The sequence below is a fragment of the Pseudomonas mosselii genome (assembly GCF_003205295.1).
GTDB lineage: Bacteria > Pseudomonadota > Gammaproteobacteria > Pseudomonadales > Pseudomonadaceae > Aquipseudomonas > Aquipseudomonas mosselii_B.
The window spans coordinates 173,741-193,195 of record NZ_QJRP01000003.1; the positions used below are offsets into that span (position 1 = coordinate 173,741).

17 protein-coding genes are annotated in these 19,455 nt (G+C 62.9%); 9 read left to right on the forward strand and 8 right to left on the reverse strand.

Going from position 1 to position 19,455, the window contains the following annotated elements:
- The first annotated feature begins 132 nt into the window (after positions 1–132).
- The gene (locus DMX06_RS04320) at positions 133–2,430 is read left to right on the forward strand and encodes a YgiQ family radical SAM protein (protein WP_110734921.1); all 2,298 of its coding nucleotides are present in this window, start codon (positions 133–135) and stop codon (positions 2,428–2,430) included.
- Positions 2,431–2,550: 120 nt separating this feature from the next.
- On the opposite strand, the gene DMX06_RS04325 is transcribed toward DMX06_RS04320, so the two are convergent.
- On the reverse strand, positions 2,551–3,138 hold the full coding sequence (locus DMX06_RS04325) for an LOG family protein (protein WP_110734923.1): 588 nt from the start codon (positions 3,136–3,138) through the stop codon (positions 2,551–2,553).
- 347 nt (positions 3,139–3,485) lie between these two features.
- Between DMX06_RS04325 and azu the strand changes: the two genes are divergently transcribed.
- Positions 3,486–3,932 carry an azurin gene (gene azu / locus DMX06_RS04330; RefSeq protein ID WP_050707129.1) on the forward strand — a complete coding sequence of 149 codons (447 nt, stop codon included), beginning with the start codon at positions 3,486–3,488 and terminating at the stop codon, positions 3,930–3,932.
- 111 nt (positions 3,933–4,043) lie between these two features.
- On the opposite strand, the gene nadE is transcribed toward azu, so the two are convergent.
- Both nadE and pncB read right to left on the reverse strand, forming a co-directional pair.
- A complete protein-coding gene (gene nadE, locus DMX06_RS04335) occupies positions 4,044–4,871 on the reverse strand; it encodes an ammonia-dependent NAD(+) synthetase (protein WP_110734926.1) in 828 nt (275 codons plus the stop codon).
- A 3-nt stretch (positions 4,872–4,874) separates the two neighbouring features.
- The gene (gene pncB / locus DMX06_RS04340) at positions 4,875–6,080 is read right to left on the reverse strand and encodes a nicotinate phosphoribosyltransferase (protein ID WP_110734929.1); all 1,206 of its coding nucleotides are present in this window, start codon (positions 6,078–6,080) and stop codon (positions 4,875–4,877) included.
- Positions 6,081–6,521: 441 nt separating this feature from the next.
- On the opposite strand from pncB, the gene DMX06_RS04345 reads away from it, so the two are divergent.
- The 6 genes from DMX06_RS04345 to DMX06_RS04370 all read left to right on the forward strand — a co-directional run bounded on the left by DMX06_RS04345 (position 6,522) and on the right by DMX06_RS04370 (position 13,039).
- Positions 6,522–7,658 carry a branched-chain amino acid ABC transporter substrate-binding protein gene (locus tag DMX06_RS04345; RefSeq protein ID WP_110734931.1) on the forward strand — a complete coding sequence of 379 codons (1,137 nt, stop codon included), beginning with the start codon at positions 6,522–6,524 and terminating at the stop codon, positions 7,656–7,658.
- A 156-nt stretch (positions 7,659–7,814) separates the two neighbouring features.
- Entirely contained in the window at positions 7,815–8,729 is a 915-nt protein-coding gene (locus tag DMX06_RS04350; protein ID WP_102683954.1) for an ABC transporter permease subunit, read from the forward strand.
- 3 nt (positions 8,730–8,732) lie between these two features.
- Entirely contained in the window at positions 8,733–10,034 is a 1,302-nt protein-coding gene (gene livM / locus DMX06_RS04355; protein ID WP_110734933.1) for a high-affinity branched-chain amino acid ABC transporter permease LivM, read from the forward strand.
- Positions 10,031–10,906, forward strand: a complete 876-nt coding sequence (locus DMX06_RS04360) for an ABC transporter ATP-binding protein (protein ID WP_110734935.1) — start codon at positions 10,031–10,033, stop codon at positions 10,904–10,906. The genes livM and DMX06_RS04360 overlap by 4 nt, the downstream gene beginning before the upstream one ends.
- Complete coding sequence (locus DMX06_RS04365) at positions 10,903–11,619, forward strand: ABC transporter ATP-binding protein (RefSeq protein ID WP_028688239.1); 717 nt, start codon at positions 10,903–10,905, stop codon at positions 11,617–11,619. The genes DMX06_RS04360 and DMX06_RS04365 overlap by 4 nt, the downstream gene beginning before the upstream one ends.
- 652 nt (positions 11,620–12,271) lie before the next feature.
- On the forward strand, positions 12,272–13,039 hold the full coding sequence (locus DMX06_RS04370) for an SDR family oxidoreductase (protein WP_023629361.1): 768 nt from the start codon (positions 12,272–12,274) through the stop codon (positions 13,037–13,039).
- A gap of 44 nt (positions 13,040–13,083) precedes the next feature.
- Here DMX06_RS04370 and DMX06_RS26510 read toward each other — a convergent pair whose 3' ends face one another.
- The 4 genes from DMX06_RS26510 to DMX06_RS04390 all read right to left on the reverse strand — a co-directional run bounded on the left by DMX06_RS26510 (position 13,084) and on the right by DMX06_RS04390 (position 16,370).
- On the reverse strand, positions 13,084–13,806 hold the full coding sequence (locus tag DMX06_RS26510) for a hypothetical protein (protein ID WP_258378804.1): 723 nt from the start codon (positions 13,804–13,806) through the stop codon (positions 13,084–13,086).
- A gap of 72 nt (positions 13,807–13,878) precedes the next feature.
- Positions 13,879–14,967 carry an AGE family epimerase/isomerase gene (locus tag DMX06_RS04380; protein WP_110734938.1) on the reverse strand — a complete coding sequence of 363 codons (1,089 nt, stop codon included), beginning with the start codon at positions 14,965–14,967 and terminating at the stop codon, positions 13,879–13,881.
- A 147-nt stretch (positions 14,968–15,114) separates the two neighbouring features.
- Positions 15,115–15,747 carry a TetR family transcriptional regulator gene (locus tag DMX06_RS04385; protein ID WP_110734940.1) on the reverse strand — a complete coding sequence of 211 codons (633 nt, stop codon included), beginning with the start codon at positions 15,745–15,747 and terminating at the stop codon, positions 15,115–15,117.
- A 122-nt stretch (positions 15,748–15,869) separates the two neighbouring features.
- Positions 15,870–16,370, reverse strand: a complete 501-nt coding sequence (locus DMX06_RS04390; protein ID WP_110734942.1) for a phage infection protein — start codon at positions 16,368–16,370, stop codon at positions 15,870–15,872.
- Between the two features lie 318 nt (positions 16,371–16,688).
- Between DMX06_RS04390 and DMX06_RS04395 the strand changes: the two genes are divergently transcribed.
- On the forward strand, positions 16,689–18,755 hold the full coding sequence (locus DMX06_RS04395) for an AsmA family protein (RefSeq protein WP_110734945.1): 2,067 nt from the start codon (positions 16,689–16,691) through the stop codon (positions 18,753–18,755).
- Between the two features lie 138 nt (positions 18,756–18,893).
- On the opposite strand, the gene DMX06_RS04400 is transcribed toward DMX06_RS04395, so the two are convergent.
- Positions 18,894–19,451, reverse strand: coding sequence for a ferritin-like domain-containing protein (locus tag DMX06_RS04400; RefSeq protein WP_110734947.1), 558 nt, complete (start codon positions 19,449–19,451; stop codon positions 18,894–18,896).
- Between the last annotated feature and the right edge of the window lie 4 nt (positions 19,452–19,455).

The window sequence follows — 19,455 nt, forward strand, 5'->3', positions numbered from 1 at the left end:
CGCGGGGCAAGCCCGCTCCCACGGTGTTATTCGTTCGCACCCATGAATCCGACCATCACCGTCGGATTTGGTCAAAATTTGTGCTATATTCCGCGCCCGCGATTTTCCTGCACATTAGAACCGGTCACTGACATGCAAGCAGCCAAACCACTCTACGACTATCCCAAGTACTGGGCCGAATGCTTCGGGCCAGCGCCTTTCCTGCCGATGAGCAGGGAGGAGATGGATCAGCTCGGCTGGGATTCCTGCGACATCATCATCGTGACCGGCGACGCTTATGTCGACCATGCGTCGTTCGGCATGGCCATCATCGGCCGCCTGCTGGAAGCCCAGGGCTTTCGCGTAGGCATCATTGCCCAGCCGAACTGGCAGTCGAAGGACGACTTCATGAAGCTCGGCGAACCGAACCTGTTCTTCGGCGTCGCGGCGGGCAACATGGACTCGATGATCAACCGCTACACCGCGGACAAGAAGATCCGTTCCGATGACGCCTACACCCCCGGCGGCATGGCCGGCAAGCGTCCGGACCGCGCAAGCCTGGTGTACAGCCAGCGCTGCAAGGAAGCCTACAAGCACGTGCCGATCGTGCTCGGCGGCATCGAGGCCTCGCTGCGCCGCATCGCCCACTACGACTACTGGCAGGACAAGGTCCGCCACTCGATCCTGGTCGATGCCAGCGCCGACATCCTGCTGTACGGCAACGCCGAGCGGGCGATCGTCGAGGTCGCCCAGCGTCTGTCCCAGGGTGAAAGCATCGAGCACATCACCGATGTGCGCGGCACCGCGTTCATTCGTCGCGACACGCCGCAGGGCTGGTTCGAGATCGACTCCACCCGCATCGATCGTCCGGGCCGGGTCGACAAGATCATCAATCCGTACGTGAACACCCAGGACACCCAGGCCTGCGCCATCGAGCAGGCCAAGGGCGAGCAGGAAGACCCGAACGAAGCCAAGGTCGTGCAGATCCTCGACAGCCCGAGCGTCACCCGCGAGAAGTCGGTGATCCGCCTGCCATCGTTCGAGAAGGTACGCAACGACCCGGTGCTCTATGCTCACGCCAACCGCGTGCTGCACCTGGAGACAAATCCGGGCAACGCCCGCGCACTGGTACAGAAGCATGGCGACGTGGATGTGTGGTTCAACCCGCCACCCATTCCCATGACCACCGAAGAGATGGACTACGTGTTCGGCATGCCCTACGCGCGTATCCCGCACCCGGCCTATGGCAAGGAGCGCATCCCGGCCTACGAGATGATCCGCTTCTCGGTGAACATCATGCGTGGCTGCTTCGGTGGCTGCACCTTCTGCTCGATCACCGAGCATGAAGGCCGGATCATCCAGAACCGCTCCCACGAGTCGATCCTGCACGAGATCGAGGAGATGCGCGACAAGGTGCCTGGCTTCACCGGCGTGGTCTCCGACCTCGGCGGCCCGACCGCCAACATGTACCGCATTGCCTGCAAGAGCCACGATATCGAGAAACACTGCCGCAAGCCGTCGTGCGTGTTCCCGGGCATCTGCGAGAACCTCAACACCGATCACAGCTCGTTGATCGAGCTGTACCGCAAGGCCCGCGCCTTGCCGGGGGTGAAGAAGATCCTGATCGCCTCGGGCCTGCGCTACGACCTGGCGGTCGAGTCGCCGGAATACGTGCGCGAGCTGGTCACCCACCACGTCGGCGGCTACCTGAAGATCGCCCCGGAGCACACCGAGCGTGGTCCGCTGGACAAGATGATGAAGCCGGGCATCGGCACCTACGACCGCTTCAAGCGCATGTTCGAGAAGTTCTCGAAGGAAGCGGGCAAGGAGCAGTACCTGATCCCGTACTTCATCGCCGCGCACCCGGGCACCACCGACGAAGACATGATGAACCTGGCCCTGTGGCTCAAGGGCAACGGTTTCCGTGCCGACCAGGTGCAGGCGTTCTATCCGTCGCCGATGGCATCGGCCACCGCCATGTACCATTCGGGCAAGAACCCGCTGCGCAAGGTCACCTACAAGAGTGAAGGGGTGGAGATCGTCAAGAGCGAGGAGCAGCGCCGGTTGCACAAGGCGTTCCTGCGCTACCACGATCCGAAGGGCTGGCCAATGCTGCGCGAAGCGCTGCAGCGCATGGGCCGCGCCGACCTGATCGGGCCGGGCAAGCACCAGCTGATCCCGCTGCACCAGCCGCAGACCGACACCTACCAGAGTGCCCGGCGCAAGAACTCGACGCCGGCCGGCAGCCACAAGGTGGGCAAGGACCAGAAGATCCTCACCCAGCACACCGGCCTGCCACCGCGCGCCAGTGACGGTAGCAAGCCGTGGGACAAGCGCGAGAAGGCCAAGGCCGAGGCGTTCGCCCGCAACCAGCAGGCGGCCAAGGAGCGCAAAGAGGCAGCCAAGGGTGGCAAGGGCAAGAAGCCGCGCCAGCCGGTTATTCCGCGCTGATCCTGATGACTTGGTAGAGTCCTCTGTGGGAGCGGGTTTACCCGCGAATGCAATGGTGAAGCCCCCGCCGCATTCGCGGGTAAACCCGCTCCCACAGGCAAGGTGTATATCTGCCAGCAATCAATCTGGTTTGCGATCGACCCACTTCGGCAACACCGGCGATTCGAACCGCTCCATCCCCTCCAGCAGCTCATCCGGCTGCTGCCCCAGCAGCAGCATCGCCCGGTGCTGCGGCCGCACGAAGCCCTCTTCGACGATATGGTCGAGGAACCCGCCCAGCTTTTCATAGAAGCCATTCACATCCAGCAGCCCCAGCGGCTTGGCGTGATAACCCAGCTGCCCCCAGGTCCACACCTCGAACAGCTCCTCCAGCGTGCCCAGGCCTCCCGGCAGGGCGATGAAGGCATCGCTGAGCTCGGCCATGCGCGCCTTGCGCGCATGCATGCCGTCCACCACCTCCAGGCGGGTCAGGCCTTTGTGGCCGATCTCGGCGTTCATCAGGCTCTGGGGAATGATGCCGATGACCTCGCCACCGGCGGCCAGCGCGGCATCGGCGACGGTGCCCATCAGGCCGACCGCGCCACCGCCGTAGACCAGCGTCAGGCCACGACGGGCGATGGCCTGGCCCAGGGCCACGGCGGCTTCACGATAGGCGGGGTTGGCACCGATGCTGGCGCCACAGAAGACACAAACGGAACGTACAGGCATTGCTTATCTCCCTTTACATGCGCGCACAGGGTAAGGCGCATGCCTGTCGCTTCCAAGGGGAGATCACTCGGGGCGGGCGAACTCGCAGATGGCGCCACTGGCACCGTGGGCGTAGGCGGCGAGCAGGCTGTTCATGAAGCTGGAAAGGGACATTTCATTCAACTCCTAAATGAGAGGTTGTCCCATCGTCTATCAAGAGGGCATGATGTGCACTTTGATTGGTTGTATACAATCCATTGAACAAATCTACTGGCTGGCCACTTGACACCCCTTGACCCACATCAGGTACGGGCGTCCTGTTTTCAGGCAGTCTCGCAATTGATAAAACCCTGCCAAGGAGATTCATGATGTTTGCGAAAGCTGTAGCGGTATCCCTGCTGACCCTCGCCAGCGCCTCTGTCTTTGCCGCCGACTGCAAGGTGACTGTCGACTCGACCGACCAGATGTCGTTCAACACCAAGGAATTCACCATCGACAAGAGCTGCAAGACCGTCGAGATCGAACTGACCCACGGTGGCAGCCTGCCGAAGAACGTGATGGGCCATAACCTGGTCATCAGCAAGACCGCCGACATGCAGGCCATCGCCACCGAAGGTATGTCCCAAGGCCTGGACAAGGACTACATCAAGGCCGACAACGCCGCGATCATCGGCCACACCAAGATGATCGGTGCCGGCGAGAAGGACACCATCAAGCTCGACACCTCGAAGCTGGAAGCCGGTGGTGACTACAGCTTCTTCTGCACCTTCCCGGGCCACATCTCGATGATGAAGGGCAAGGTTGTCGTCAAGTAATTAAAGCCTGACGCCGTACCCTGTGGGAGCGGGTTTACCCGCGAATGCAATGGTGAAGCTACCGCCGCATTCGCGGGTGAACCCGCTCCCACAGGTCCTTTTAGCGTCTGATCAAGGCGCAAACGGCAGCTCGCGCTTGTGCTGGGTCTTGCGGTAGGTGGCGACGATGATGTCGAACGCCTCCTGGTCGACCGGCTGCCCATGCAGGAACGCATCGATCTGCTGGTAGGTCACGCCGTGTGACGCCTCGTCCGGCTTGCCCGGCTCGAGGTCTTCCAGGTCCGCGGTCGGCACCTTCTCCACCAGCGCCTGCGGCGCGCCGAAGCTGCGCGCAATGGCCCGCACCTGGTTCTTCACCAGCCCGCTCAGCGGCGCCAGGTCGCACGCCCCGTCACCGAATTTGGTAAAGAACCCCATCACCGCCTCGGCGGCGTGGTCGGTGCCGATCACCAAACCCGCGCGGGCGCCGGCGACGGTGTACTGGGCGACCATGCGGGTACGCGCCTTGACGTTGCCGACGACGAAGTCCACCAGCGTCGGCGAGCCGTTCTTAAGCTCCTCGACTTCGGCCGACAGGGCCTTCACCGCCGGGGCGATGTCGATGGTGTGCACTTCGTCGGCCTTGATCACCTCCAGGCAAGCCTGGGCATCGTGCTCGTCGTGCTGCACCTGGTACGGCAGGCGCACGGCGATGAAGGTGTAGGCCTGGTCGCCGGTCTCGCTGCGCAGTTCATTGATGGCGCGCTGGGCGAGCAGGGCGGCGGTCAGCGAGTCGACGCCGCCGCTGATGCCCAGTACCAGGGTCTTGAGCCGGGCATTGGCCAGGCAGTCCTTGATGAAGGCCACGCGCCGGGCGACTTCCCGCTCTAGCGCGGCGGCGTCTGCGAACGGCGGCTGCACCTTGAGCGCCCGGGCAATCTCTTGCTGAACGGCTTGCATGGGTTACTCCTTGCTGGGGACTTTGAATACGTGACGCAGGTAAGTGACGAAGTTCTCGTCGCGGCACTGGGTCTTGGCGGCTTCGTCGGAGATCTTCGCCACTGGCGAGCCGTTGCAGTCGGTCATTTTAAGCACGATGTTCATCGGCGCCACACCGGGGATGTCGCAGGTCAGGTTGGTGCCGATACCGAAGCTGACGTTGATGCGCCCGCGCAGGGCACGGAAGATCTCCAGCGAGCGGGTCAGGTTCAGGCCGTCGGAGAACACCAGGGTCTTGGTCATCGGATCGATCCCCAGTTGCTGGTAGTGGGCGATGGCCTTCTCGGCCCAGGCCACCGGCTCGCCGGAGTCGTGGCGCAGGCCGTCGAACAGCTTGGCGAAATACAGATCGAAGTCCTTGAGGAAGGCATCCATGGTGATGCAGTCGGTAAGGGCGATGCCGAGCAGGCCGCGGTACTCACGGACCCAGCAGTCCAGCGCGGCGATCTGGCTGTCGATCAGCCGCGGGCCGAGCTGCTGGTGGGCCATGATCCACTCGTGGGCCATGGTGCCCAGGGGCTTGATATCCAGTTTCCATGCCAGGTCGACGTTGCTGGTGCCGACGAAGCGGCCCGGGAACTCATCGCGCAACACACGCACCACTTCCTCCTGCACACGGCTGGAGAAGCGCCGCCGGGTGCCGAAGTCGGCTACCTGCAGTTCGGCCAGTTCGTCGTCGCTGGCGTGGGCGCGCAACCAGTCGAACTTGCGGTGCAGTTGGTCGCGGGCTTCGGCCAGGCGCATGCGCGGGTGCAGGTGGCGGTTGCGCACCTCGCTGATGATCGCCAACAGCGGCACCTCGAACAGGATCACATGAAGCCAGGGGCCGCGCAGGCGCAGGAACAGCTGATCGTTTTCGATACCGATGCGCACATAGCGCAGGTTGAAGCGGAACAGCCGCAGGAAGCGCAGGAAGTCCGGCTTGAGGAAGCTGATGCGCTCGAGGAAGGCCAGCTGGCCATCATCCAGGGTCAGCTCGCTGAGCAGTTCGAGCTGGTTGCGGATCTCTCCCAGGTAGGGCCGCAGGTCTTCGCCATTGCGGCAGCGGAACTCCCATTCGACGTCGGCGTCCGGGTAGTTGTGCAGGACGCCCTGCATCATCGTCAGTTTGTAGAAGTCGGTGTCGAGCAGGTTGTGCACGATGCGCTCGGCGAATGCGCTCTCGCTCATCAGGGGGAAGCTCCAAGGCGGGCAATGGCGACCATTGTGCCAGATCGCGGGGCAAGCCCGCTCCCACGCCGCCCGCGATCTTGGCCGCTACAGGTAATTTTCCGTGCACCGACTAGCCTTCTAACGGTGCCGCCTGTAGCAGTCACGCACCAGCGGTGTGCAGTTCGGTGACGTCCGCTGTTACAGGTTGGTTGCACGTTAACACTCGCAAGGGTTGCAATGATGGCGCTCGAAGGTTGCTCCTTGTCTAGGCGTGTCGGTAGCGCTTGCTCCGCAGTAGACGGTTGCACGCTCAATAAAGAAAAGGCCGCCGGTCGCCACTGTTCACCCCCTGTCGTGTGTTTTCCCGGAAGACAAAACCACTGGCACGGCCCTTGCTCGGAGCACAGGGCTGAGAAGTTGTAGTGCCAACCAAAAAAAATATTCTAGGAGCACCACCTCATGTCGCAGACGTTTTACAAGAAAGGTTTCCTGGCACTGGCCGTAGCCACGGCACTGGGTGTTTCTTCGTATGTTCAGGCCGACATCAAGATCGGCGTCGCGGGGCCCATGACCGGGGCCAACGCAGCGTTTGGCGAGCAGTACATGAAAGGTGCGCAGGCAGCGGCCGATGTGATCAACAAGGCCGGTGGCGTGAACGGCGAGAAGATCGTCCTGGTCAAGGGCGACGACGCCTGCGAGCCGAAGCAGGCCGTGGCCGTGGCCAACCGCCTGGTCGACCAGGACAAGGTGGCGGGTGTGGTCGGTCACTTCTGCTCCTCCAATACCATTCCCGCTTCCGAGGTCTATGACGAGGCCGGCGTGATCGCCATCACCCCCGGCTCCACCAACCCGCAGGTCACCGAGCGCGGCCTGTCCGCGATGTTCCGCATGTGCGGCCGTGACGACCAGCAGGGCATTGTCGCCGGCAACTACATCGTCGATGTGCTCAAGGGCAAGAAGGTCGTGGTGCTGCACGACAAGGACACCTATGGCCAAGGCTTGGCCGATGCCACCAAGGCACAGTTGATCAAGCGTGGTGTCACGCCGGTGCTGTACGAAGGCCTGACCCGCGGCGAGAAGGACTTCAGCGCCGTGGTCACCAAGATCCGCGCAGCCGGTGCCGATGTCGTCTACTTCGGCGGCCTGCACCCGGAGGCTGGCCCGCTGGTACGCCAACTGCGTGAGCAGGGCCTGAAGGATGTGGCGTTCATGTCCGACGACGGCATCGTCACCGACGAACTGGTGGCCACCGCCGGTGGCGCCCAGTATACCAACGGCGTGTACATGACCTTCGGCGCCGACCCGCGCCTGCTGCCCGACAGCAAGACCGTGGTCGAGGAGTTCCGCAAGAACGGCACCGAGCCTGAAGGCTACACCCTGTACGCCTACGCTTCGGTCCAGGCACTGGCTGCCGCCTTCAACGGCGCCAAGTCGAACAAGGGCGAGGACGCCGCCAAGTGGCTCAAGGCCAACCCGGTCAAGACCGTCATGGGCGAGAAGAAGTGGGACAGCAAGGGCGACCTGACCGTCTCCGACTACGTGGTCTACCAGTGGGATGCCAACGGCAAGTACCACCAGCTGGAAAAACAAAAATAACAACGGTCAACGGCCCGGGTGCGTTTCGCACCGGGCCGTAGCCCCGCGGTACCTGTCATTGTCAGTAGATCTGCACAGTTCTGCGCTGCGAGGGCCGTTGCATCCGGATCCTGCGTGGTCGGCGCTCGTGCAATCTCAATCAGGTGAGATTGCGTTATGGATGGGATTTTCCTGCAGCAACTGGTCAACGGCCTGACCCTCGGGTCGGTCTACGGCCTGATCGCCATCGGCTACACAATGGTCTATGGCATCATCGGCATGATCAACTTCGCGCACGGCGAGGTGTACATGATCTCCGCGTACCTCGCGGCGATCAGCCTGGCATTGCTGGCCTACTTCGGTATCGAGTCGTTTCCGCTGCTGATGCTGGGCACCCTGTTGTTCACCATCGTCGTCACCGGCGTCTATGGCTTCACCATCGAACGCATCGCCTACAAACCCCTGCGCAACTCCACCCGCCTGGCACCGCTGATCAGCGCCATCGGCATCTCGCTGATCCTGCAGAACTATGCGCAGATCAGCCAGGGCGCTCGCCAGCAAGGCGTGCCGACGCTGCTCGAAGGCGCCATGCGCGTCGAGGTTGGCACAGGCTTCGTGCAATTGACCTACACCAAGATCTTCATCCTGGTGGCCGCCTTCGTCGGCATGGCGCTGCTCACCTATGTCATCAAGTACACCAAGCTCGGGCGCATGTGCCGGGCGACGCAGCAGGATCGCAAGATGGCCTCGATCCTGGGCATCAACACCGACCGGGTGATCTCCTACGTGTTCGTCATCGGTGCGGTGATGGCCGCGCTGGCCGGTGTGCTGATCACCATGAACTACGGCACCTTCGACTTCTACGCCGGCTTCATCATCGGCATCAAGGCGTTCACCGCCGCGGTGCTCGGTGGTATCGGCTCGTTACCTGGGGCGATGCTCGGCGGCATCATCCTGGGGATCTCCGAGTCGCTGTTCTCCGGCCTGATCAACTCCGACTACAAGGACGTGTTCAGCTTCTCGCTGCTGGTGATGATCCTCATCTTCCGTCCCCAAGGCCTGCTGGGTCGCCCGCTCGTGGCTAAGGTGTGAAACATGTCTGCTGCCAATACTGCCTCTGCTTCGCAAACCAAGGGTTTCGACCTTAAACGCAGCCTGCTGGAGACGATCGTCGCCGGCCTGCTGGCGCTCATCGTCTTCGGTCCGGTCGTCGGCGTGGTGCTCGACGGCTACAGCTTCAACGCCGAGCCTGCCCGCGTGGCCTGGCTGGTCGGTGGCGTGATGATCGGGCGTTTCATCCTCAGCGTGTTCCTGCAGACACCGACCGGCCAGCGCATGCTCCAGGGCTTCGACAGCGGTGGCTCGGGCGTGCATGTGCTGGCGCCGGACTACAAGTCGCGGCTGCGCTACATCATCCCGGCGCTGATCGTCATCGCCATCGTGTTCCCGGTGTTCGCCAACAAGTACCTGCTGACCGTGGTCATCCTCGGCCTGATCTACGTGCTGCTGGGCCTGGGCCTGAACATCGTGGTGGGCCTGGCGGGCCTGCTCGACCTGGGGTACGTGGCGTTCTACGCCATCGGCGCCTACGGCCTGGCTCTCGGATACCAGTACCTGGGCCTGGGCTTCTGGAGCGTGCTGCCGCTGGCGGCGATCGCTGCGGCGCTGGCGGGGTGCATCCTCGGCTTCCCGGTGTTGCGGATGCACGGCGACTACCTGGCCATCGTCACCCTGGGCTTCGGCGAGATCATCCGCCTGGTGCTGAACAACTGGCTGTCGTTCACTGGCGGCCCGAATGGCATGCCGGCGCCGTCGCCGACTTTCCTGGGGCTGGAGTTCGGCCGCCGGGCCAAGGATGGCGGGGTGCCGATCCATGAGTTCTTCGGCTTCGATTACAACCCCAACCTGAAGTTCGTGTTCATCTACGCCGTACTGTTCCTGGTGGTGCTGGCGGTGCTGTACATCAAGCACCGGTTGACCCGCATGCCGGTCGGGCGCGCCTGGGAAGCCCTGCGCGAGGACGAGATCGCCTGCCGCTCGATGGGCCTGAACCATGTGCTGGTCAAGCTCTCGGCATTTACCCTCGGCGCCTCCACCGCCGGCCTGGCCGGGGTGTTCTTCGCCACCTACCAGGGCTTCGTCAATCCGTCGTCGTTCACTTTCTTCGAGTCGGCGCTGATCCTGGCCATTGTCGTGCTCGGCGGCATGGGCTCTACCGTGGGCGTGGTGATCGCGGCGTTCGTGCTGACGGTGGCCCCGGAGCTGCTGCGCAGCTTCTCCGAGTACCGGGTGCTGCTGTTCGGCGTGCTGATGGTGCTGATGATGATCTGGCGACCGCGTGGGCTGATCCGCATCAGCCGCACCGGTGTGGTCCCGCGTAAAGGAGTGGCGCCATGAGCGACGAAATCATTCTGTCGGTCGACAACCTGATGATGCAGTTCGGTGGGATCAAGGCGCTCAGCGATGTCAGCCTGAAGGTCAAGCGCAACCAGATCTTCGCCCTGATCGGCCCCAACGGCGCCGGCAAGACCACCGTGTTCAACTGCCTCACCGGCTTCTACAAGGCCAGCGGCGGGCGTATCGAGCTGAATGTGCGCGGCAGCCACACCAACGTTATCCAATTGCTCGGCGAGCGTTTCCAGGCCACGGACTTCGTCTCGCCAGCGCGTTTCGCCAACCGCCTGTACTACAAGATGTTCGGCGGTACCCACCTGGTCAATCGCGCCGGGCTGGCGCGTACCTTCCAGAACATTCGCCTGTTCAAGGAAATGTCGGTGGTGGAGAACCTGCTGGTGGCCCAGCACATGTGGGTCAACCGCAACCTGCTGGCCGGCGTGCTCAATACCCCGGGCTACCGCAAGGCCGAGAACGAGGCGCTGGACCACGCGTTCTACTGGCTGGAGGTCGTTGACCTGGTGGACTGCGCCAACCGCCTGGCAGGCGAGTTGTCGTACGGCCAGCAGCGCCGCCTGGAAATCGCCCGGGCCATGTGCACGCGGCCGAAGATCATCTGCCTGGACGAGCCGGCCGCCGGCCTCAACCCGCAGGAAACCGAAGCCCTGAGCCGCATGATCCGCGTGCTGCGCGACGAGCACGACATCACCGTGGTGCTGATCGAGCACGACATGGGCATGGTCATGAGCATCTCCGACCATATCGTCGTGCTCGACCACGGCAACGTGATCGCCGAGGGCACGCCGCAGGACATCCGCCACAACCCGACGGTGATCGCCGCTTACCTGGGTGCAGACGAAGAGGAGCTGATATGAGTGCGCCCATTCTCGAGTTGAAGGACCTGGATGTGTTCTACGGGCCGATCCAGGCCCTGAAGAAAGTCTCGATGCACATCAACGAAGGCGAGACGGTGAGCCTGATCGGCGCCAACGGCGCGGGCAAGTCGACATTGCTGATGTCGATCTTCGGCCAGCCGCGGGCGGCCTCCGGGCAGATCGTCTATCGCGGCACCGACATCACCCGCAAGTCGTCGCACTACATTGCCTCCAACGGTATCGCCCAGTCTCCGGAGGGGCGCCGGGTGTTCCCCGACATGACCGTTGAGGAGAACCTGATGATGGGCACCATTCCGATTGGCGACAAGCATGCCGGGGAGGACATGCAGCGTATGTTCGAGCTGTTCCCGCGCCTGAAGGAGCGGCGCAACCAGCGCGCCATGACCATGTCCGGCGGCGAACAGCAGATGCTCGCCATCGCCCGGGCGCTGATGAGCCGGCCCAAGTTGCTGCTGCTCGACGAGCCATCGCTGGGGTTGGCGCCGATCGTGGTCAAGCAGATCTTTTCCACCCTGCGCGAGCTGGCGCAGACGGGGATGACCATCTTCCTTGTGGAGCAGAACGCCAACCATGCGCTGAAGCTGTCGGACCGGGCCTATGTGATGGTCAACGGGCAGATCCGCATGACCGGCACGGGGCAGGAGCTGTTGGTCAACGAGGAGGTGCGTAACGCCTATCTGGGCGGGCACTGACTTATTTTTCGCAGATCGCGGGGCAAGCCCGCTCCCACAGAAGATACCCGTTGGGTCTGTGGGAGCGGGCTTGCCCCGCGATGCGTTTTGTGCCGGACGGCAGATGTGGACAACTTGTCGCATATCTTTCTTGAAACACTCCACGACCCCACTGCAAACCCTTGTTTCCACAGGTGGAAAACTTTCCACGGATTATGTGGAGCCGCCTGTGGAAAACATGGTGGCACCTCGCTCCAGCCCAGATAAATCAGTACATGCAAGTATTTGATCGTTTTTTGATCAAGTGCTGCTTGTGCATGATTTTGCAGGTGTTTTGCGCAGCAGATAATTTTGCCCACAGCGTAATATTTTCTGTGGATAACTCTGTGGGAAAACCTTGGACAGACCGCCAGAGGCGGCATGGTTGAAAGCGTTGCGCCATCATCCACGGATGTCCACAGCGAGCTGAGGTTCCCTTGGGCCGACGAGTTGCCCCCAATCCATGGGGAAAGCCTTGTGGATAAGATGCGCATAGCCCGGTGCAGCCCTTCTACCACGGGCCTTTGCAGGATTAGTACGTTTTTTGACCAGCGGCGATGACGGTTGTGGTCGAGCCTTGCGCCGGGCATGCTGCGAGGCCTGTCGACGACAATCCAACGCTGAGGAGAAGAGCATGACATCCACCGTATTCATCACTGGCGCGACCTCCGGTTTTGGCGAGGCCACCGCCCGCCGTTTCGCCGACGCCGGCTGGAAGCTGGTGCTCACCGGTCGGCGCAAGGAGCGCCTGGATGCGTTGTGCCAGGAATTGTCGGCCAAGACCGAGGTGCACGGCCTGGTGGTCGATGTGCGTGACCGCCAGGCAATGGAGGCTGCCATCGCCAGCCTGCCGCCGAGCTTCGACAAGCTGCAGGGCCTGGTCAACAACGCCGGCCTGGCGCTGGGCGTGGACGCCGCGCAGAACTGCAGCCTGGACGACTGGGAAACCATGGTCGACACCAACATCAAAGGCCTGATGTACACCACCCGCCTGCTGCTGCCTCGGCTGATTGCCCATGGCCGTGGGGCTTCGATCCTCAACGTCGGTTCGGTGGCGGGCAACTACCCCTACCCGGGCGCCAACGTGTATGGCGGCACCAAGGCCTTTGTCGGCCAGTTTTCCCTGAGCCTGCGCTGCGACCTGCGAGGGACGGGCGTGCGGGTGAGCAACATCGAGCCGGGGCTGTGCGAAAGCGAGTTCTCGCTGGTGCGCTTTGGTGGGGACCAGGCGAAGTATGACGCGACCTATGCGGGCGCCGAGCCGATCCAGCCGCAGGACATCGCCGAAACCATCTTCTGGATCCTCAACCAGCCGGCGCATATCAACATCAACAGCCTCGAGCTGATGCCGGTGAGCCAGGACTGGGCAGGGTTCTCGATTGATCGGTCTGCCAAGGGCTGAGCAACAACACCACCCGCTTGATCATGTTCAAGCGGGTGGAGTAATCACGGTTTTTCGAGCATTTCGTTCAGGTAGCTGGTGCTGGATGTTCGAATTTTTGCCCTCTGCAGTACATCATTCACTGCATCGTGCAGACCCAGATCTTCCTTGGCTGCGGTGCCATCCATCCAGCGTCTGAGAGTCAGCAGATAACTAAGTTTTCCATTGGCAAAGTGGTCAAAGTCTAGGCTTTTCTTGTCGATGATTTTTTTCGCAGCCGTATTGATCTCATTTTCAAGGAATGCTTTGAGCTCTGGGGGTACGGACTGTGGTTTGGGTGACGTGGTTTTAACTGCAGAGGACACCGGAGAGCGCTCCAAATCACTGCCAGTGACCACTCCTGACTTACCATCAGTAACCTTCTGAATGATGTCGGCGGCAAGTATTGGCGAAGCTGCCAGTCGTTTCTGGCTCGCGGTGAGTTGTGATTCGAACCTTTGGGAAAGCACTTTCTGATCCATCAAGCCAAGCTGAACTAGAACTTTCTCCAATGCGCTGACGAAGCCACGGTCCAAATCGGTCCTCTGCGGTTTGGGTTCAACCAGTTCGTCTGTCACGGTATCGCTCAGCAGTCGGCGAAATGTCATGAAGACTTGAAGTTGGCCGTAAGCGAAATGATCCTGCCTTTCCTTCAGTTTGATGATCTTGTTTGCAGCGCTATCGATTTCTTTCTCAAGAAAATCAATCAGGTTTTGTTTGGTTTCCTTTTCCATCAGTGAGCCGCTCATTGCTGTCACTTCCCGTCGTGGAGATGGGGAAACTATATGTAGCAGCTCCTCAGGGCGATACTGGTAAAAATGCTAGGTCTGCTGATGAAGGCCATCCAGGCAAGTTGCCAAGTGATAGGGCGTGGTCGAAGGCATGTCATGGCGGCTCACCGCCCCCTCGCCATCGCGGCACTCATGCCAGCCGCCTTCATGCAGGAAGCGCGATTCCAGCGCCGTGAGCTGCTCCAGCAGCCGCGCCTCGCTTCCCGGCCGCAGGGCCAACGCCCGCAGGTACTCCGCCTGGGCCCAGATACGCTGGGTTGCGTCGATCACCTTGCCGTCTGCATCCAGCATCGCCAGCACCGCCGCATCCTTCACGCCGCACTGCTCGGCGAAGTCGAAGGCCCGCTCGATGGAGGCATGCAGCGCAGTACCGCGCAGCAACTCGGAAGTGTCGAGCAGGTAGAACCATTCGAACTGGTGGCCCGGCTCGAACCAGTTATCCACAGCCCCGCGCGGCTTCTCCAGCATCAGCCCATGGATCGGTTCGATAAACTGCGCCTGCAGCGCTTCGCACAGCTGCAGCAGCGAATCGCGAACGTCTTCGTCCTCACGTACGGCCAGCACCTGCAGGAAGGCCTCGGCCAGGTGCATCTGCGGGTTCTGCAACGGGCCGCTGCCCAGGTCCGACCAATCCTCACCCAGGCTGGCCTCGTACAGGCCATCATCGCGTGCGAACTGCTCGTGGATCACCTCGAGGGCGCCATTGAGCGTGGCTTCCACCAGCCCCTCGCCGACCTTGCCCAGGTAATGGGCACAGGCGAAGACGATGAAGGCATGGGTGTAGAGGTCCTTGCGCCGGTCCAGCGGCTTGCCCTGGGCGTCGATGCTGTAGAACCAGCCGCCGTGCTCGGCGTCGTGGAAGTGCTTCTGCAGCGAACGGAACAGCGCGGCGGCGCGCTCGGCGGCGCCCGGTTGCCCGATGCGGTTGCTGAACAGATACAGCTGGCGGGCGCAGGCCATGGCCCGGTAGCGCTGTACCGGCAGTGGCCGGTGCTGGGTGTCCAGGGCTTCGTACGGCAGGGCCATGTCGGCGTTCCAGCCAGGGCCCTGCCACAGCGGCACGATGCGCTCGGCGAAGTGCTGTTGGAAACGGGTCAATGCGGGGCGGGGGTCGGACATGGTCGCGCTCGTGACGGTCGGGCAGGGCGCCATGGTAGCAGAAGTGGCAAGTGGTTCGTGGGAGCGGGCTTGCCCCGCGATAGCGCCATCGCGGGGCAAGCCCGCGCCCACGTTACCCGCTCCCATGCAACAACGTTGGCGAAGGTTTCAGCCGGGGTTACCCAGCCCTTGCCAGTGCCGCGCACCGACGAAGATGAAGCGCAGCTGCTGGGTGATCTTTTCCTGCGGCGTCAGCGCCTGTGGATGACCGGGCTCGGGGCTGTCGATCAGCTCGGGCAGGGTGGCGAACACGGTCTTGACCACCAGGTCGGCCATCACCGCCAGGGCGGCGCCGTCCAGGTGCTGCCAGCGCGGCATGCGCGCCAGGTCCGTGGCCAGGTCGCTGCTGATGTCCTGGCGCAGGCGGGCGATGGCCTGGCGTACCGGTTGCGAGCCGCCATATTGCTCGCGGGCAAGGAACAGGAACTGCGCCCGATGAGCGATGACCACATCGAGGAAGATGCGCACCGAGGCGTCGGTGATGCCCCCCAGTTCGAATTCGTTTTGGCGTACCAGGCGGATGGTCTGGCGGAAGGTGGTGTCCACCTCGGCAACCAGGGCCAGGCCCAGGGCATCCATGTCGGGGAAATGGCGGTAGAAGCCGGTGGGCACGATGCCCGCGGCCTTGGCCACCTCGCGCAGGCTGATGCTGCCGAAGCCCCGGCCGCTCTCCATGAGCAGGCAGGCGGCATCCAGCAGGGCCTGGCGGGTCTGTAGCTTCTGTTCGGCGCGCGGCAGCATGGGTCAGGATTCTATGACGGTACGGCTGGGCATTCTGGATAAAAAAACAAAGCCCGGTCAATGGACCGGGCTTGGAGGGGAGCAGGCGCAGCGGGGCGGGTTGTTGTTCTCGGCCATGGCGATCAGCTCACACGGCTGAGTTCGACCAGACGATCCGAGCCACCTTCGGCTACGCGGTTGTTGCGTTCGTTGAGGCGATCGGCGCCACCTTCGGCGACACGGTCGTTGCGTTCGATCAGACGATCCGAGCCACCTTCGGCGACACGGTCGTTGCGTTGGATCAGACGATCGGAGCCACCTTCGGCAACGCGGTCGTTGCGTTGGATCAGACGATCGGAGCCACCTTCGGCAACGCGGTCGTTGCGTTGGATCAGGCGATCCGAGCCACCTTCGGCGACACGGTTGTTACGTTCGAGCAGACGCTCGGAACCGCCTTCGGCCAGGCGGCCTGCGCGTTCCTGCAGGCGCTCGGCGCCACCTTCTGCCAAGGTGTTCAGCGGTTGGCTGACGGTGGCGGCGCTGGAGCGCGATTCGGCGCTCAGGTGCTGGTCTTCGGCTGGCAGGGCGAAGGCGTTGGCGGCAAGTACGGACAGGGTCAGGCTCAGCAGCAGATGGCGTTTCATGGTTCGGTGCTCCTCGGGGGGGGCTGGAAAGTGGGTACGAAGCCAATGCTACGCCTGGTAACTCCAGAGAAAAGTTCATCAGGATAATGGTAACAATCGACGGGATTGATACTGTGTGCGAAGGGCTCTGGAGCAATGTTTTCAGGGGGTGATAGGTACTGAGGCACGTCGGCCCCCCGGTAACACTGCCGCTGTCCGCAGAGCAAAAGCTGAGAAAGTCGTCAGGAAAATCCTGGTTATCATGGCGCGCGGATTAAACCCGGCGGTTTTTTATCAGTCCGACATAATTGAGTGCCATGCAGTCAGGAGAAACATGCAATGACGCGCCCTGCCAGAATCCTCATCTGGACCTTCGCCACCCTCGCCACCTTGTTGGCGATCCTGGTGGTGGTGATCGCCACCTTCGACTGGAATCGCGTCAAGCCGCTGCTCAACGAGAAAGTCTCCGAAGCCCTGCACCGGCCCTTCGCGATCAACGGCAACCTCGCGGTGCACTGGCGCACCGAGCCCGAGGAGGGCGGCTGGCGTGCCTTCGTGCCGTGGCCGCACTTCACCGCTGAAGACCTCACCCTGGGCAACCCCGATTGGCTCAAGGAGCCGCGCATGGTCGCCCTGGAGCGCGTGGACTTTCGCCTGGCGCCGTTGCCGCTGATTGTCCAGCGCATCAGCATCCCGCGAATCGACCTGGTCCAGCCCAGCGCCAGCCTTACCCGACTGGCTGATGGCCGGGCCAACTGGGTGTTCGATTTCGGGCCCAAGGATGAGAACGAAGAACCGTCGAAGTGGGTGCTGGACATCGGCGCCATCGGCTTCGACCAGGGCAATGTCAGCTTCGCCGACCAGACGCTGAAGACCAGCATGAGGGTGCAGGTCGATCCACTGGGCAAGCCGATCCCGTTCAGCGACATCGTCGGCAAGGCCCGCGCCGAGAAAGCCGGCAATGCCCAGGACTACGCCTTCGGTTTCAAGGCTCAGGGCCGCTACAAGGGCCTGGCAGTGGCCGGCACCGGCAAGCTCGGCGGCCTGCTGGCGCTGCAGGACGCCAGCCGGCCGTTTCCGCTGCAGGCCGATGTGCGTATCGGCGACACCCAGGTCGCGCTGGCCGGGACCCTGACCGATCCACGCAACCTCGGCGCCCTCGACCTGCGCCTGAAGCTGTCCGGCAGCAGCCTGGGCAACCTCTACCCGCTGACCGGCGTGACCTTGCCCGATACGCCCCCATACGCCACCGATGGTCACCTGAGCGCCAACCTGCACGCCGCCGAGGGTGCGCAGTTCCGCTACGAAGGCTTCAACGGCAAGATCGGCGACAGCGACATCCACGGCGACCTGGCCTTTGTCGCCAGCCAGCCCCGGCCGAAGCTCTCCGGCAACCTGGTGTCCAACCAGCTGCTGTTCAAGGACCTGGCGCCGCTGATCGGCGCCGACTCCAACAGCGAACAGAAGGCCCGCGGCGGCGCCAGCAAGCAGCCGGCCGGCAAGGTGCTGCCGGTCGAAGAGTTCCGCACCGAGCGCTGGCGTGCCATGGACGCCGACGTGACCTTCGCCGGCAAGCGCATCGTGCACAGCGAGAAGCTGCCGTTCAACGACCTGTCCGCCCATGTGATCCTCGAGGACGGCCTGCTGCGCCTGGAGCCGCTGCGCTTTGGCGTAGCCGGCGGCAACCTCGATTCCAACATCCGCCTGGACGGACGCAGCGCGCCGTTGCAGGGCCGCGCCCGGCTGACCGCGCGTGGCTTCAAGCTCAAGCAGCTGTTCCCCAGCTTCGCCCCGATGCAGACCAGCTTCGGCGAACTCAATGGCGATGCCGATATCAGTGGCCGGGGCAACTCGGTGGCGGCACTGCTGGGCACTTCCAACGGGGATCTGCGCCTGTTGATCAACGATGGCGCGATCAGCCGCAGCCTGATGGAAATCGCCGGGCTCAACGTGGGCAACTACGTGATTGGCAAGCTGTTCGGCGATGAGGATGTGAAGATCAATTGCGCTGCGGCCGATGTCGGGATCAAGGACGGCCTGGCCAGCACCCGTTTGTTTGTTTTCGACACCGAGAACGCGATCATCTCCATCGACGGCACGGCCAATTTCGCCAGCGAGCAGTTGGACCTGAGGATCACCCCTGAATCGAAAGGGCTGCGACTGTTCTCGCTGCGTTCGCCGCTGTATGTGCGCGGGCCGTTCGCCAAGCCGAATGCCGGGGTGCAGGCGGTTCCGCTGGCGCTGCGTGGCGCGGGGATGGTGGCGTTGGGCGTGGTGGCCGGGCCAGCGGCGGGGCTGCTGGCGCTGATCGCGCCGAGCAGCGGGGATGAGCCGAACCAGTGCACGCCGTTGTTGCAGCAGATGCGCGCCGGCAAGGCGCCGGCGGCGGTGAAGGGCAAGAAATAGGGCCGCTATGCGGCCCTTTCGCGACACAAGGCCGCTCCCACAGGTCAAGCACAAGATTCAGGCGCAGCGCCACGCCTGTGGGAGCGCCCTTGCCGAGGCGTCGGACCGGTCGGAAAGGGGCGCAAAGCGCCCCAGAAATCAAAGTCCCTGCAGCAGGTCCGACATATCGTCCGCGTGCTCTTCTTCCTGGGCCAGGATGTCCTCGAAGATACGCCGGGTGGTCGGATCCTTGTCGCCGATGTACTGGATGATCTCGCGATAACTGTCGATGGCGATGCGCTCGGCCACCAGGTCCTCCAGCACCATTTCCTTCAACGAACTGCCCGCCACGTACTGCGCGTGGGAGTTCTTGGTCAGGTTGTCCGGATTGAAGTCCGGCTCGCCGCCCAGTTGCACGATGCGCTCGGCCAGCTTGTCGGCGTGCTCGGCTTCCTGGTTGGCATGCTCGAGGAACTCCGCGGCGGCGACGCTGGCCTTGATGCCGCTGGCCATGAAGTAGTGACGCTTGTAGCGCAGGACGCAGACCAGCTCGGTGGCCAGCGACTCGTTGAGCAGGCGCAGGATTTTCTCGCGATCGGCGTGGTAACCCTCGGTCACCGCGCCTTGCTCGACATGCTGGCGGGCACGTTCGCGCAGGGTTTTCACATCGGTCAGTTCAACGCTCATGTTCATCTCCGAAAGCATCAGGGTGGTCATGGGG